We start from the raw sequence: 16519 nt of genomic DNA, 5'->3' as shown, positions 1-16519 counted from the left end.
ATAAAATACAAGCAGGCTGTTAATCGGATTATGTTTAGGATGCAACGTGGTTGGACTGTAAAATGGCAGACAACTTCTCTTGGAAAGACGGAATGCCTACACGTTGTACATACGCATAAAAGCTTTCGCCAGCAATCCTATTCTCTTTGTAGAACAGGATAAGCTCTGCCAATACAGGACCAACCTGATCCCCACGTACGCGGCCTTTGAGTACCTTGTTGAACTGGGCATCTGCTCCAAGCGCCCCGCCGACAGCGATGTCGAACGCGTCAACCATGCCTTCAGGTGTCTTAAGGAGCGAGCCTTGCAGTCCAATGTCGGCAATATGCTTTTGACCGCAGGAGTTCGGGCATCCGATAAAATGGATGCGCACCTTTTCATCCAATTGTACGTGCTGATCCAAATACTCGGCAACGTCAATCGCTCGCTTTTTCGTTTCCACAATCGCCAGATTGCAAAACTCATTTCCCGTGCACGATACCGTACGGCTCATAAAATGCTTGGGCTGTGGTGTCAGGCGTTGCAGCACAGGAGCTTTCAGCAGCTCATCTACTTGGTCATCCGGCACACCGCTCAGTAAAATATTTTGCGACATCGTGGTACGAATCTGCCCATCGCCGTAGCGGTCAGCCAGTTCGGCCAGTTCGTGCAACTCGTCAGCACTGAGGCGACCGACAGGTACGTTCAAACCGACATAGTTCAGACCTTCTTGGGCTTGGGGATGTATACCGTCAAAATAGGCGGCTTGCCAGCCAATGGTTTTATCTTCACCTCGTCCCGGCATTTCGCCAGTGTACTCGGTCAGCTTGGCCAGAAATTTGTCCGGGCCCCAATCGGCAACAAGGAATTTCAGACGGGCATGGTGCCGTTTTTCCCGATAGCCGTAATCACGGAAGATGGTTGTAACAGCAATAGCAACCTTCAGTACTTCCTCAGGACGGACAAACAAATCCAGCGACTGTGCCAAATGTGGCTTGGCGGATAGTCCACCGCCAACCATCACATGGAAGCCAACCACTTCTTTTCCGTTAAGAGTCTTGGTTGCCGGTATGAAGGACAGATCGTTAATTTCAGCCTGTGCATTATTGTACGTATTACTAGAGATGGACATTTTGTATTTGCGCGGAAGATTGGAAAAGTCGCGATTCAATAAGAAATAGCGGTTTACTTCATCTACAATCTTCTGAGTATCTATCAGTTCATTAGGATCAATGCCAGCCAGCGGATTGCCAACAATGGTACGCGGGCAGTCCCCACAGGCTTCAAAGGAATACAAATCAACCTTTTCCAGCCGTTCGAAAATATCCGGCAAGCTTTCAACGGTCAGCCAGTGAAATTGAATAGCCTGACGGGTGGTGACATCCACAAGACCACGCCCGTATAGTGCGGAGATGTCTGCTAAGGCACGTGCCTGGGCTGAAGTCATGATCCCTGTGTTGATGCGGACGCGCATCATGAAATGACCATCCTTGGGTTTTTGCTGGTAAACCCCAGCCCATTTGAATCGGTCCATATCGTCCGCAGAGATCGAGTCATACCCTTTGTGTGCATAGCTTTCGATGATGGTACGTATAACGTCGAGACCATCCTTTTCGAGCTTGACTAACTCAAACTTGTTAAGCTTATCGGGATGAGCATTCCAGATGGGTTCATAGGCCATCTTTTTAACCTCCTTCATGTGTCTTATTTATACTTGAGATTTTAGATATAGAACTCACGATTTTTTATTTCCGACAATATAACTAAGATATAATGTGATGGTATCATAGTTGGTTATGTCCGTAAACGAAGGAATGATCCAAATGGTATAACGATTTTTTATTGTTTTTGCTTATTTTTTTGATATAAGGATTTGGAAAATTTATAATATAAATAGCATGAGACGATAGGGATATGGCAAACAGCGCTTTTTTAGAAAAAGATAGGGCTTAAAGAGATTGTATGCGTGTCCCCTCTATGGTAGATTTGGACTAACTGATAGAACAGGGTCATGTTAGAGAGGAAATGGTGAGTATATGTGTAAGATGGGGAAAAGGGTGGCTGTTCTGGCTTTGGGCAGCGCTCTATGTGTTTCTGGAACGGCAGGTGCAGCCAGCAGTGGAGCTGCGTTAAAGGCCAAGGTCATTAATGGCGGGGTCTATGTTAACGTAAGTGATATGAATAAAGCATTAGGAACCAGCGGCGCGTATAACAGCGCAAATGGTACATATACGTTATCGGCCGATCGTGTGCCGCAGGTCGTTAAAAATGTATCTCCTTCTGTAGTCGGCATCATTGGCCGTTCAGCGACAGGAGAGACCGTAGCAGGGGGAGACCGTTACAACCTGGCTCACGGTACGGGTGTCATCATTCGGGCAGATGGATGGATTGTTACGAATGCGCATGTTATCGAAGGACTAGGTGATGCCGTAGTTGTAACCTCGGACGGAAAATCTTACGGAATCATCGACAGCTACAGCGATCCGATCAGTGATTTGGCGTTGATAAAAATTAAGGCAAGCGGCCTTAAGCCTGCTACCTTTGCAGCTTCTACGAACAGTTTACAAGTAGGCGAGCAGGTAGTGGCTATCGGTACGCCGATCTCTTTCTCACTTCGTAACTCGGCAACCTCAGGTGTTGTTAGCGGGCTGAATCGTGGTGTCAACGCTGCTTATCGTTTGATCCAAAGTGATACGGCGATCAATCCTGGTAACAGCGGTGGTCCGCTGGTCAACCTCAAGGGCGAGGTCATCGGGATCAATACAATGAAATTTTCTGCGGTCGGAATTGAAAATATGGGCTTTTCCATTCCGGCGGATACAGTGAAATATGTCATCAATCAATTTTTTAAATATGGTGAGGTTCGGCGTGCTAGTCTTGGCCTAGGGCTTGAAGAGAGTTGGTCAGCTATCGTTGGATTACCTACTGAGGACCCTTTGAAAGTCACGAAAATCACGTCAGCCAATGCTGTACAGGCCAAAATCAAGGAAGGCGATGAGCTGTATAGTATTAACGGCAAGCGTGTAGCTTCCGCCATTGATGTCAATGAGCTGCTTAAAAGCTATCAACCAGGTCAAACGGTGAGTGTACTTATGCAGTCGGACGGTGATATTGTGAAGCGCAAGCTGGTACTGACACAGGATAACGGTGAGATTTATGATTCCATTCAGTCTGGAGAAGATCTTGAAGATTCGAATGAATCAGGAGCTGCTGTAGATGACGGCGTAGCTCCTTCGAAGGAAGCATCAGAGTCAGCTACTGGAAAGTGAAGATAACGGCTGATCAATCTATAAAATAAAGCTAAAGGGAGATTTACTGTGAAGCATATGCAAAGAAAAATGATGCGTAAGCTGGGGGTCGGCGCTGTCGCATTGTCCCTTCTGCTTACCGCTTTACCAGCAGTTGCAGCAGATCAAGATAAAAACATATTGGAATTGCGTCTGCAAAGCGGCAGCAATACAGCCGTCGTGAACGGCCAAAATGCGAATATTACGAAGCCCTATTCCAAAAGTGGTGCACTGATGGTTCCTGCTGGTGTGTTTAAAAAGGCATTTAACAGCAAAATTCGCCTAGCTGAAGATAATGTGGTCAAGATCACCAGCGGCACTCACGTGGTATCGCTGACGATCGGTAGTCGTACGGCCTGGGTGAGGGGTCACAAGGTAACACTTCCGGCTCCGCCGGAAATGTCATCAGGGATTCTCATGGTGCCATTGCGTCAAGTAGCAGAAGGACTGGGCGGTAAGATGGAGAAGAATGGCGCTGGGATCATCATTCGGATGAAAGCCCAAGAAGAGGCGGGCACGGTAGCTGAAGAGACACCGAACATTGATAATGATGAGGGCAAGACGCAGATCGGCAACAGTTACTACGATTGGTCCATGAACTATCCAACAGGACTCGTCATCGGCCAAGGAGGTGGAGATGAGAGCATTTCCACATTTATGGACGAGAACAGTGCATACTATATGGAAGTACACACAGCAATACAGCCGGTTCCACTGAATGCAGACGACCTATTGCAACAATTGGTGCAGGCAGCCAAGGAAACGGGAGAAACTGTGGTGGACCGAAAATCCTTCCCGAAAGCGAAAGTGCCTTATGCTCGTGTTATTACGAAGGATGGGGATGGCGTACTGTGGGAAAATCGTCAGTACTATGACAACGGAAGACTGTATGTAATTTATTTTTCCGATGCTAAAGCAACGAACTATAAAGATCTGGCCCAGTATGCTGGACTGTTGAACTCCTTTAAAACCTCTTTTAATGCACAGGATAAAAGTATTAAAGACTTGTCCACTGTTGTAGGAGGCACACGAGAGGCTGGGAATCCAGACTACGGTGTGTCACTCAAAATACCCGCAGGCTGGAAAATGGACGACCAGCGGATGCAATATGAAAGCAATGACGGATCAAGCTTCCGCATGAAAGTCACCTCTGCTCCAGCAGATGGAAAATTGGAGAACTGGGGCCAGCAGCTGCAAAAATGGCTGAGCGATTCATTTGTGTCTACTGCTTATGAGGCACAAAAGACGTATCCGCTGGAGGTTGCAGGCGTTCAGGGATTAGTGCAGGAGTACCGCTATAATTTTGGGGATGAATGGGTCAAGGAGTACAATGTGCTAATTCAGCAAAATGGGTATCGCTACCTGGCTGAATACGCAGTGCCTGAAAAAGTAAGCAAGGGAAATGACCAGTTCAACGCGCTCATTTCTTCGCTTCAAATCGATTTCCAAACGGTAGCGAATAACTTTGGACAATTGGAAGAGGATGACTACCTGGCGGACAAAACGAAAACGATCAAAAAGACGTCTAAAGCATATGAATATACAGTAAATATCCCACGGTATTGGACTGCGGTTAGTGATCAATTTGAATTGGGAGATATAGAGTATCAATTTACCGGAGGACGTTTTTCCATTAAAATCGACAACGACCAATCTTTTGAATTAACGGTGTCCCAGCTTAAGGACTTCTATGATAAGCAAGCCAAGAACTATAAAAACCTCAAAGTGGAGGAAGTTAAGGATGTAACGTTTGCCGGTGTGCCGGCAGTGTCCTTTACATTCCACCGTGTGGACGAAGGTATCGGCTATACAGGTCGCCAAATCGTTCTGGAGCATAACGGTAAAACATATACCGTAACAACGACATTAAACGATGCAAACAACACGGGTGTACAGTCCAACGCACTGGATTCGACACTGAATTCGTTTAATTTTGTGAAGTAAAGGGTGTGGGTAAAAGATTAGTGAGTTATGTGGGATGACGCCACGCGGGCCATTCGATCCTACGATCGCTGTTGACCCGGGATCTTGGAGTATATAGGATTTAATAGTAAGAATCCCGTGTCAAAGGCGAACACTGGCGCTTCTTCGGATTCTAATGGCCCGCTTCGCTGGCGCCCGCCAAAGACCACTAATCTTTTAATGAGTGAGTAAGCAGGGAAGAGAGAAGATGTCAGACTAAAAGTATAAGGAGGAATCCAAAAATAATTAGGCTAAAAGCAGTTGACAAAAGTAATTGGGAAGAATGTGCTGAACTTCAACCGAACCCTGAGCAACAAAGGTTTATGGTATCCAACCTTTACTCAATTGCGGAATGTCAGTTTTTGGACGGGTTTGTATCGAGAGCGATTTATAATGATGACGTATTGATTGGTTTTACGATGTTTGGTTTAGACCCGGATGACGGGAATTACTGGGTTTACCGATTTATGATTGACGAAAGATTTCAAGGCCAAGGTCATGGTTACCATGCAATGTTGCTGGTTATCGACGAAATTAGGAAAGCCAGTGATCGGACTGATCTGATCATGATTGGATATAAACCAGACAATGAACTTGCTAGAAAGCTATACAGAAAATCTGGTTTCAGGGAGGAAGGAATATCACCCTGGGGAGAAATGCTTGCGAAGTATAGGTTTTCTTAGTTAATGATAGGATGACGCACCTCCAATACACCGCTGACCGGGATTGGGGGTGTTTTTGAATTTTAGGATTATATTTTTAAAGGAATCGCTTGGAAAGTGTAGAAGCTTGGGGCGCAGTCTGGTACACTAGATTAGTTACAAGATAAGAATGATTTCTGCCGCAGATGCTTGTGATGCGGATTTTTTGAGTTGGATACGATTCAGGCGAGGGACCGATGGTTCAGCGTGTAAATGATCGGACAAGATGATAGAGACAGATAGGACTTAATAATATGATTCCTAGTAGGCTTCCATACCCCTAACTAAACATAATCAGCTTTGCAGTGAGTGGATGGAACGTTCTTGAGATTACCAAGTAAGCAGCATAGCTGCCCTGAAAACAACGATGCTCCAATGAGAGACATTCGTTTTCAGCATATAGGGAGGGCAATAATGAAATCAGCAGTACGAAGAGAAGATGTCGAGCTTCTGGCACCAGCAGGTGACTGGGATTGTATGCGTGCGGCGGTAGCGAACGGAGCCGATGCGATCTTTTTTGGGGTAGAAAAGTTCAACGCACGGGCACGGGCGAATAATTTTCGTATGGATGAACTGCCCGAAATTATGGCTTTTTTGCATAGCTACGGGGTTAAGGGCTTTTTGACATTCAATATACTAGTATTTGAAAATGAGCTGGAGGACGCTAAAGAGTTGGTCGATGCCTGTATTGATGCCGGTGTCGATGCCCTAATTGTTCAGGATATGGGCTTGGTGAAAATGATTCGCGACATTTCGCCGGATTTTCCGATCCATGGTTCTACTCAAATGACGATTACCTCGCCGGAGGCTGTAGAATTCACGAAGCCGTACAACATGGAACGGGTTGTGCTGGGTCGTGAAAATAACTTAAAACAGATTCGAAAAATTGGCGATCAAGCGAGACTTCCGATGGAAGTATTCGTGCATGGAGCGTTATGCGTATCTTATTCCGGCCAATGCCTGACTTCAGAAATGTGGGGCGGACGCTCTGCAAACCGTGGTGAATGTGCACAGGCATGCCGTTTGCCTTACGATCTAATGGTGGATGGAGAGCAAAAGCCGATGGCCGATGTGACATACCTGCTTTCCCCCAAGGATCTGGCAGCCATTGATTTGATGCCAGAACTGATCGATGCAGGTGTGGTTTCCTTTAAAATCGAAGGGAGATTAAAAACACCTGAATATGTAGCCAATGTGGTTAGCAAATATCGTAAAGCCATTGACAAGTATTTTGATGGCGATACGTCCAAGACGAGCAAAGAAGATATCCGCGAGCTGCAGCAGAGCTTTTCACGCGGTTTTACGCACGGTTTTCTGGAAGGAACGAATAACAAAAAGCTGGTGGACGGCACGTTCCCGAAAAGCCGGGGCGTGTATCTCGGCCGAGTGGAAAAAATCCTTCGTGATGGCGTAGTGTGCCGTATCGATGCTCCGCTCAAGCGAGGCGATGGCATTGTATTCGATGCAGGAGATCCTACGCAAAAAGAAGAAGGCGGACGCGTATACGATATCCGCCGCAAGGGCGTGAAGATTGAAGGCGAAGCTGGAGAAGGCTGGATCGTTGACATCGTAGCGGGACGCAACGATGTGGATCTGCGTCGTGTGCACGTGGGCGACCGTATTTGGAAGACCAACGACCCGGCGCTGGACAAGCGTCTGCGCCAGTCGTACGAAACCGAAAAGCCGTACCGAGTCTTTCCGGTACACGTGCGGGTCAGCGGCTCACCAGGACAGCCGCTGTCAACATGGTGGACCGACGTGCAGAAAGGCACAACGGTCCGCGTGGATTCTGAGCTGGAACTTGAAATCGCCCAGAAGCGTCCGATGACGCACGAACTGCTCGAAGAGCAGTTCGGCCGACTGGGCGGAACAGTGTTCCAGCTGGAAGAGCTGGACGTCCATCTGCATGGGGACGTCATCGTACCCATGCGCGAGCTGAACAGCATCCGCCGTCAGGCGGTGGAACTGCTCGCGGGCGAGCGCCCCAAACCGCCCATATACACGAAACGGGCGGTAGAGGTGTATGGCGATGCTTCAGCTCCGGCATCGTCTGTGGCACACGGTCAGGCAGAGCTGACCGCGTTGTGCCGCAGTCTCCCTCAGGTGGAGGCTGCGCTTGAGGCCGGCGTGGAGTTCATATACGCCGACTTCGAGTTCATCAAGCAATTCCCGGCAGCCGTAGAGGCTGTGCACGGCGCTGGGCGCCGAATTGCGCTGGTTACCCCGCGTATTCACATGCCGGGCGAAAACGGATATCACAACAATATCCTGCGCCTGCAACCGGATGCTGTGCTGGTACGCAATCCGGGTGCATTGTATTTCTACATGCGTCATCGCTTGGAGAACCCAGATGCACATCATCCGCAATTGATTGGCGACTTCTCGCTGAATATCGCCAACCATAAAGCGGCTGATCTGTTCCTGGATTCCGGCTGCGACTTGGTGACGCCGTCATATGATCTGAACATCCAACAAATGGTCGATATGCTGAGATGTACACGTACCGACAAGCTGGAGATCGTCATCCAGCAGCATTTGCCAATGTTCCATACCGAACACTGCGTATACTGTACCTTCATGAGTGAAGGCACAGACTACACCAACTGTGGTCGTCCGTGTGAGGATCATCGTGCATCCCTGCGTGATCGTATTGGGATGTCTCACCCGGTTCGCGTGGACGAAGGATGCCGTAACACGGTGTATAACGCGATTGAGCAATCGGGCGCGGAATACCTGTCTAACTTCCTGGAATTAGGCGTGTCCCGTTACCGCGTGGAATTTTTGGAGGAGACACCAGAGCAAGTCCATGAGGTTATTGACCTCTATAACCGTGCCTTACGCGGAGAAATCAGCGGAACACAAGTATGGAAGACGCTGAAAGCGACGAATCAGTTAGGGGTTACACGTGGGCAACTGGTGAAGTAACAAGGATGCTATAGAAAAAGCAAAAAGGGGATGTGCTTTCGACAGCACATCCCCTTTTTTATTTGTTAGTTTATATAAATAATTACCATCGAGCCTCTTATTACTATACTTTTTGGGCACTTGTTTTTTTAGAAAAAACAATAAATTTTTGTCCAACATAATTAATTAAAGTATAAAAAACATTCCCGATTAGAATAGACAGGTTGCCTAGAATCTCATTATTTTTAATACTCAAAGTTGAAATCAGGAAGTGACTGATAAGGTAGCTGAGACAATACGACAGTATATAGCATATCAATATAATAGAGATGAACTTCCAAATGGTCTGTCCATGGTTCGAATCATTTTTGAAGGTAAATCTTTTGTTTAAGAAATAGCTTACAGTGGCGCCCACAGAATTACCAATAAAGGTCGATAACCAGTAGTTAGTCTCTAAAATATTAAAGAGTAAGAACATGATGGACATGCCGCATATTGTATTTAGAACACCTACAACAAGAAAACGGAAAAAACTATTCTGAAATAAAGTCAAATTAGTCACCTGTTCGCATCTGTTATTGGACCGCCACAGCTTCCCTTTCAGTATTATTCACTTTCTTTGTGTTTTCAGTATCTAAGGTGGTGCTTTGGGAATCTAAAATAGTCTCAATAATATATTTGGGTCTTTGTTTTACTTCTTTATATATTTTACCGATATACTCGCCAATGAGCCCCAGTGCTACCAGCTGTAGACCACCTATAAACCAGATGGACAACATTAGAGAAGACCAGCCCCAAACGGTGGTGCCAAGGAACTTGCTAATAAGGGTATAGGCAGCTATTAATAAGCTTATGCCAAACATTCCAAAACCCACAACCGAAATAAGCCGTATCGGGGTTACGCTAAACGAGGTGATTCCATCGAAAGCAAAAGCCAGCATTTTCTTTAAAGGATATTTGGATTCACCTGCAAAGCGTTCATGTCGATCGTAATACACTTCAGTAGACTTATAACCTATTAACGGAACTAGACCACGTAAAAAGAGATTTACCTCTTTAAAGTTGCTTAATTCCTGGAGAACTCTTTTGCTCATTAAACGGTAATCTGCATGATTGTATACAATATTAACGCCCATTTTACTCATCAGACGGTAGAAGCCTTGGGCTGTTGAACGCTTGAAAAATGTATCGGTAGTTCTACTTTTTCGCACTCCATATACGATGTCATTACCTTCTTTGAATTTTATTATGAATTCTCGAATGGCATTGAGATCATCCTGTAGGTCAGCGTCAACGGATATCACACAATCTGAGGTTTCTTTAGCTTCCATTAACCCAGATAATAGAGCGTTTTGATGGCCCGCATTTTTCGCCAATTTGAGACCACTGACAAAAGGATTTTTTAGATTATATGATGCTATGATGTCCCATGTTTGATCACGGCTGCCATCATCAACAAACAACATTTTACTATGTTTAGAAATAAGCTCGCTCTCAGCCAACTCTTCCAGAATGACCGTAAGCCTGCTTATGGTTTCAGGCAGTACTTCTTCTTCGTTATAACAGGGAATAACTAACGTTAAAACAGGGTTACTGATTATTGAATCCAAAGAACTCTCTCCTCAAATTTTGGCTTATCTGGTACTCAAATTTCTATCTTTTTTAGTCTATAATATGGTTTACTTAAATTATATAACAATGCAATGACTAAGTGCTATAATAAACTATTAGCAATTTCCAAACGTTACTCAAACTATTGAATAATTTAGTAAGATTTGTCGAAAAGGAGTTTTACCTATGAAAATCCGTAAAGCAATTATTCCTGCTGCGGGATTAGGAACCCGGTTCCTTCCCGCGACCAAAGCGATGCCTAAAGAGATGCTTCCCATTGTAGATAAACCAACCATTCAATATATTATTGAAGAAGCTGTTGCATCTGGTATAGAAGATATCATTATCGTTACTGGTAAAGGCAAAAGGGCAATTGAGGATCATTTTGACTACTCCTTTGAGCTGGAGCATAATTTGACCTCAAAGGAAAAATGGAACCTGCTCAATGAAGTACGCAAACCTTCAGAGATGGCAGATATCCACTATATTCGTCAAAAGGAACCTAAAGGCTTGGGGCATGCCATCTGGTGTGCACGTAAGTTTATTGGTGATGAACCTTTTGCTGTCCTTTTGGGTGATGATATCGTTGAGTCTGAGAACCCATGTCTTAAACAGATGATTGATGTGTTTGATGAGTATCAACGTTCTGTAGTAGGTGTAAAACAAGTCGATTGGAACGAGGTGCATCGTTACGGGATTGTTGAAGGTCATGCACTTACTTCCAAAATCTCTGAGGCGGAACGATTGGTGGAAAAGCCTAAGAAGGAGGAGGCCAACTCCAACTTGGCGATCATGGGACGTTATATCTTGACGCCTGACATTTTCGATATCCTGGGTCAGCAATCGGCAGGAGTAGGCGGGGAAATTCAACTGACGGATGCATTGTCCAAACTGGGAGAAAAGAACCCTATTCTGGCCTACGAATTTGACGGCAATCGCCATGACGTTGGCGAGAAGCTGGGATTCATTGAAACAACCATTCATTATGCTCTACAGCATAACGAGATTAAGGATGAAGTACTGGCTTATATGAGACAAGTTATTGAAAATATTGATAAAAATATAACAAAGTTGTAATTGTATGCAATAAAAATAAATTTCCGATTATCTAGTTCTTCTTTTAAAATAAGAGAGTAATATTCCAAATAATCTCTTATTCTATCGAAGGAGGAACAAAGATGAACTCTTTAGAACTATTCGCTTTGGAACAAGAAGACACTCTTGATTTGGACTTACAGGTTAATGCTTTCTCATCTGAACCGGTTACTATGGCATGTACCGGAACTGTTACTTGTGCTGTTTCTGCTTGCTACAGTACTTATGTAACTTGTAACTGCTGTTAATTGTGTTAAAACTAACCCCAGATATGCTTTGTATATCTGGGGTTTTCTTATGTAAAGAAGGAGGGTTACTAGCTATGAAGGGTGCAAAACACAGGAATGAAGATAGGAATTTGTTTAGAGCGTTAGATTTTTTTTTGGTTAGAATTACGTTGTTGCCTGTAGAAATGTACAAGGAACTATTTTATGAGCCTTCATATGAAAATTTACGTAACAAGCTGCTTCATATGGTAAAAGATCCAATTGTCTACGAAGCGCTTTTAATTGCCAGCCCCTCACTAATGAGATCTGTTAATCAAATACTGGATAATCTAAATTCAAAGAAAGTAGATAAGATGATCAAAGCATTAGCTCATTATATGATCAGGCTTTCAACACGCGCTACCCCTTACGGTATTTTTGCTGGAGTTAACATGGGTTCTTTTGAAAGTGAAAGTAGGCTTGTATTAGGAGACTTGAGTTGTCATCGAAAAATAGCACGCCCAGATATGCAATGGTTAATGGATCTTGTAAAGGGTTTGGAACGTATGAGGCACGTTGTTGAACAAGTCGAAGTTCGTACGAATTCGATCCTGTATACTTCCGGCTCACGTGTGAAGTTGCCTTATCTCAATTATATAGATCATTTTGATTCCTCTGATGAAATGAAAAGTAGCTCAATCCGAATTTCCAAATTTGTAGATTATGTTATTCACTGCACAAAACAGCCCGTGCCTATAGTGAAGCTAGTGAAAAAAATGCAAGAAGAGTTCCCGACTATGAATCAAGATCAACTATTTGATTTTTTAAAGAAGTTAGTAGAGCAAGAGTTTTTAATAAGTAATTTAAGACCCCCCTTATCCATACGTAATTCTGAAATGCCATTTGAATATATAAAAGGGCAACTCGCATCCATGACAGGCATAGACGATCTCAAAGTCTCTATTCAGAAGATCCATAACTACATTCAGCAATATAATCAAACCTCTGTAGGTGAGGGGGGAGAGCTATATACGAACATATGCAGCAGCATCAATGAAATGTTCCCTAGCAAAGATCCGCTCCAAATTGACATGGAAACAGCTATAACAAGCGCGACTTTAAGTCACGAAATAGCGGAAGAGGTTGCTGAAGCTGCAGAAATCTTATGGAGACTATCGAATGATGTATGTAATCCGCATCTTGTGACCTATCGGAGCGCCTTTATTGAGAAGTACGGAGTACATCGTCAGATTCCCTTGTTAGAACTATTGGATGAAGATATGGGATTAGGAGCTCCTCCAGATTATAAATATCCTATGAGCAAACGTAGCTGGGAAATACCTGCTGCGAATGCAGACACACATAAACATTTAGCACGCTGGATTACAGAAGCGATCAAACAAGGCAGTATCGAAATTGAGCTTACAGATGAAAAAATCAGAAAAATAGAATGTGAACCCTTGGAGCTTTCTCCTCCGACATCGTTGGAGATGTACGTTACTGTCGCCACTTCTGGTGCCACTGCTCTCAAAGGTGGGGACTACAAATTAATTTTAAACCCCAATTCAGGCGGCACAGGTGCAGGTAAAACATTTGGGAGATTTGGTCCGATTCTAGATGTTTCTGCACAAAAACAAATCTCCAGTATTTATAAAATACAATCAGAGCAAAATCCAAATGTGATTTTTGCGGAGCTTATCTATCTTACAATTAATAGCAGGCATTCCAACGTTGTTATAACGAATCGTTCCTGTTCTCATCAGATTATCCTTGGGACCAATGATTATACAGATGACCGTGAGTCTACTATTCCTTTATCCGATTTATATGTAGGTTGTACCCATGACTCCTTTTATCTAATGTCACGCTCTTTAAATAAGAGAGTAATTCCAGTAGCCACAAATATGCTGAATTATTACAAAGCGCCCAATGTTTATCGATTTTTACGTGAAATGGAGCAGGAAGGGCAAAGGAATGTTTCAATGTTTCAGTGGGGGAATCACCTATCAGAGTTCCCTTTTCTTCCCCGCATAAGATACGGCAATACCATTCTGTCATTAGCGTCGTGGTCTTTAAATACAGGTATAGAGGCTTTTCAAAATTGTCATACCAAGAGTGATTGGTGCAGTGCATTTGAAAGGCTGAAAAAGGAATGGAGTATTCCAAGATACGTGTATATAACCATAGCGGATAACAGATTGTTAATTGACACTACCCATGATTTTTGCATATCCGAACTATATGATAAATATCAGAAGCTTACAGATTCAGCATCCATATGGTTGACTGAATGCGGTTTTGATTGGAGTGAAGTATGGGGAGAGTCCACGAAAGGACATCACATTGCAGAGTATGTCATTCCTTTGGTGAAAACGAATAAATTAGTTCAATCGAGCTTAAAGGACCGTATTCAACCGAATATTATGCAAAACCCTATCAGTACCCGTTCGATAGATGTTTATTTTCCAGGCAGTGAATGGCTGTACGTTAAATTATATGGTATGTCTGAACGGGAGGATGAATTCATTGGTAATTATCTCAGACTCTTTTGTGAACTGGCAGAAAAACAAAAAATAGTCGATCAACATTTTATTATTCGATATAAAGATCCTGATGATCATGTACGTGTGAGATTTCATGGTGATGCAGCGATGTTGTGTGCACAACTGATTCCTGCTATTCAAACGTGGGCGAACAAGCTTAAGAAAGAAGGACTGCTGAACCAAGTTGTGTATGATACATACGTGCCAGAGGTGGAAAGATATGGAGGAGAGAACTTCATTCAACTGGCTGAGGAAGTTTTTGCTGCAGATTCCAAGCTCGCTTCTGAATTCATTTATTTGCACTACAACAAAAAATGGAATATGCCATTGGAAGACATTGCCCTGATTAGTGTGATTGATTTGTTAAATCAATGGATGCCTTCACTAGCTAAGCAGGTTGAATGGTCCCAACAGAAAGAGTGGCATAACTATCATATCAAAGAGTTCCAAAAAGGTCGTACATGGTACATGTCGATATGCGATGTTTCCGATCAATGGAGTTCATTGAGAGCTTGTGATTATGGTGCGTTTATGATAGAACGCTTTCAACCTCGCAGGGAAAAACTAAAACAATATAAGGAGAGGCTCTTTCAGAAAAAAGAGGAAACATGCGGGGACGGACCGTTATTGGATATTTTAGAAAGTTTTATTCACATGCATCTGAACAGATTACTAGGCACGGATCGAATGAAGGAGGCGAAAATAATGTCACTATTAAGCCACGCTCTTTATCATCTGAACCATGCTCAGAAGTATACAAAAAAGGAGTGCTGAGGCATGATTACAACGGGAATATCAGAAGATTTGCGTCAGACTATTTTGGATATTGTACATGAGGTTGGAAGAAGATTGGCAGATCCAGAATACGTAACGGCAATGTGCTCATCGGATTCGAATCGAACAGATTTACAAGTGGATTATAAATGGGATGAGATTAGTCTTGCGAGTGGCTATCCAGCGGTGAGTCTACTATACGGAAGGCTGGGTACTGTATTCCGCAGCGAGACGTTTACCCGATACGCACATCAGTATCTTGTGAATACAAGAGAAGCACTCAAGCTGAAGGAAAACATCTCTTTATCACTGTGGAGCGGGTTATCGGGTATTGGATTTACGGCCTACGCACTGTCTGACAATCTACGTAAATACCGAAGTTTTATTGAACAGATCAATCATTTAATCCTTCGTTATGGTGCTGCTCTTTTGGAAAGTTCAAGAAACAATCTAAAAACAGGAGTCATTTTTCATGACTATGATGTTATTTCGGGATGGAGTGGGATAGGTAGATACCTGTTATTGTTCAAAGATGTACCCGAGATGGGAGATCTCCTTAGAGATGTTCTTGAATATCTTGTCATGTTAAGTGAAGAGAGGGCTTGGAATGGTGAATTTCTACCAGGTTGGTATATTCCCGTTCAAAATCTGCCCCCACATGAGCAGCAAAGGTATCCTGAAGGATACTTTAACATGGGGCTGGCTCATGGAATTCCTGGCCCGTTGGCCTTACTATCAATAGCTTGGCATCAAGATGTGAGAGTGTTAGGGCATAAAGAGGCAATAGAACACTTCAGTTCATGGTTGACTCATTGGAAGCAGCAGAATGATTTTGGGTGGTACTGGCCCAATAATATAAGCTATAGAGAATATATGAACGGAATTATTTCCGATGAAACAGAACGTGAAGCCTGGTGTTATGGAACTCCAGGGGTTGCTAGGAGTTTATGGCTAGCAGGGAGGGCTTTGGAGAACGAAGACTTAAAGGGGCTCGCTGTGGATGCTTTCAAATCCATATACGCACGTCCCCGTGAACGTTGGAGCATATATTCTCCATCGGTATGTCATGGATATTCGGGATTAGTAAAGCTCACCCATCAGATGTATCTGGATACGGGAGATGCCGAGTTGCGTGATCATGCTCAGGGCTTGCTTTTAGAAGTCGTTAACAAGTTCGATAGAAGCGCAGCATTCGGTTTTTGGGATATTGTAAAGGATACTCAATCAGTCAAACATTTGGATTTCGTAGGCGTATTGGATGGGGTTGCAGGCATTGTTATGACTTTACTAGATTCTCTAGAGTCCGAGGGAAATATTTGGGGAAGAAGCTTATTAATCACATAGCGGAAGGAAGTAAAACTTAGGATATAAAGGAAGGAACGCTAGAAGTGAAGAACTTCTGCGTTCCTTTTTTGGTGGGTGCATTTTTGTATTTGTGTTCAATATTAAACAGTATA

Annotated in this window: 11 protein-coding genes; 8 read left to right on the top strand and 3 right to left on the bottom strand. The window is 43.8% G+C overall.

All coding sequences use genetic code 11. The features are described from left to right. Nucleotides 1-34: 34 nt before the first annotated feature. Entirely contained in the window at nt 35-1660 is a 1626-nt protein-coding gene (locus tag ACN6NF_RS22540; RefSeq protein ID WP_474319648.1) for a nitrite/sulfite reductase, read from the bottom strand. A 355-nt stretch (nt 1661-2015) separates the two neighbouring features. Between ACN6NF_RS22540 and ACN6NF_RS22535 the strand changes: the two genes are divergently transcribed. The 4 genes from ACN6NF_RS22535 (at nt 2016) to ACN6NF_RS22520 (ending at nt 8854) form a co-directional block, all read left to right on the top strand. Then, nucleotides 2016-3248, top strand: coding sequence for a S1C family serine protease (locus tag ACN6NF_RS22535; protein ID WP_474319646.1), 1233 nt, complete (start codon nt 2016-2018; stop codon nt 3246-3248). Between the two features lie 48 nt (nt 3249-3296). Next, nucleotides 3297-5210 (top strand): stalk domain-containing protein, encoded by a 1914-nt coding sequence (locus tag ACN6NF_RS22530; protein WP_474319644.1) that lies wholly within the window; start codon nt 3297-3299, stop codon nt 5208-5210. A gap of 260 nt (nt 5211-5470) precedes the next feature. Further along, nucleotides 5471-5911 carry a GNAT family N-acetyltransferase gene (locus ACN6NF_RS22525; RefSeq protein WP_474319810.1) on the top strand — a complete coding sequence of 147 codons (441 nt, stop codon included), beginning with the start codon at nt 5471-5473 and terminating at the stop codon, nt 5909-5911. 432 nt (nt 5912-6343) lie between these two features. Next, complete coding sequence (locus ACN6NF_RS22520) at nt 6344-8854, top strand: U32 family peptidase (RefSeq protein ID WP_474319642.1); 2511 nt, start codon at nt 6344-6346, stop codon at nt 8852-8854. A 103-nt stretch (nt 8855-8957) separates the two neighbouring features. Here the strand turns inward: ACN6NF_RS22520 and ACN6NF_RS22515 are convergent, their stop codons facing one another. Together ACN6NF_RS22515 and ACN6NF_RS22510 are read right to left on the bottom strand one after the other, a co-directional pair. Further along, the gene (locus ACN6NF_RS22515; protein WP_474319640.1) at nt 8958-9395 is read right to left on the bottom strand and encodes a GtrA family protein; all 438 of its coding nucleotides are present in this window, start codon (nt 9393-9395) and stop codon (nt 8958-8960) included. 13 nt (nt 9396-9408) lie between these two features. Continuing rightward, entirely contained in the window at nt 9409-10443 is a 1035-nt protein-coding gene (locus ACN6NF_RS22510) for a glycosyltransferase family 2 protein (RefSeq protein WP_474319639.1), read from the bottom strand. A 187-nt stretch (nt 10444-10630) separates the two neighbouring features. Between ACN6NF_RS22510 and galU the strand changes: the two genes are divergently transcribed. The 4 genes from galU to ACN6NF_RS22490 all read left to right on the top strand — a co-directional run bounded on the left by galU (nt 10631) and on the right by ACN6NF_RS22490 (nt 16406). Further along, nucleotides 10631-11521, top strand: a complete 891-nt coding sequence (gene galU / locus ACN6NF_RS22505) for a UTP--glucose-1-phosphate uridylyltransferase GalU (RefSeq protein WP_474319637.1) — start codon at nt 10631-10633, stop codon at nt 11519-11521. Between the two features lie 101 nt (nt 11522-11622). Further along, nucleotides 11623-11787: an FDLD family class I lanthipeptide gene (locus ACN6NF_RS22500; protein WP_474319636.1), complete on the top strand. Its 165-nt coding sequence runs from the start codon at nt 11623-11625 to the stop codon at nt 11785-11787. Between the two features lie 74 nt (nt 11788-11861). Then, on the top strand, nt 11862-15062 hold the full coding sequence (locus ACN6NF_RS22495; RefSeq protein ID WP_474319635.1) for a lantibiotic dehydratase: 3201 nt from the start codon (nt 11862-11864) through the stop codon (nt 15060-15062). 3 nt (nt 15063-15065) lie between these two features. Further along, on the top strand, nt 15066-16406 hold the full coding sequence (locus ACN6NF_RS22490; protein ID WP_474319634.1) for a lanthionine synthetase C family protein: 1341 nt from the start codon (nt 15066-15068) through the stop codon (nt 16404-16406). Nucleotides 16407-16519 lie beyond the last annotated feature (113 nt).

Source organism: Paenibacillus sp. TSM33, from assembly GCF_056099025.1.
Note: the sequence above shows the minus strand (reverse complement) of the source record. Positions and strands in the feature narration are given on the sequence as shown.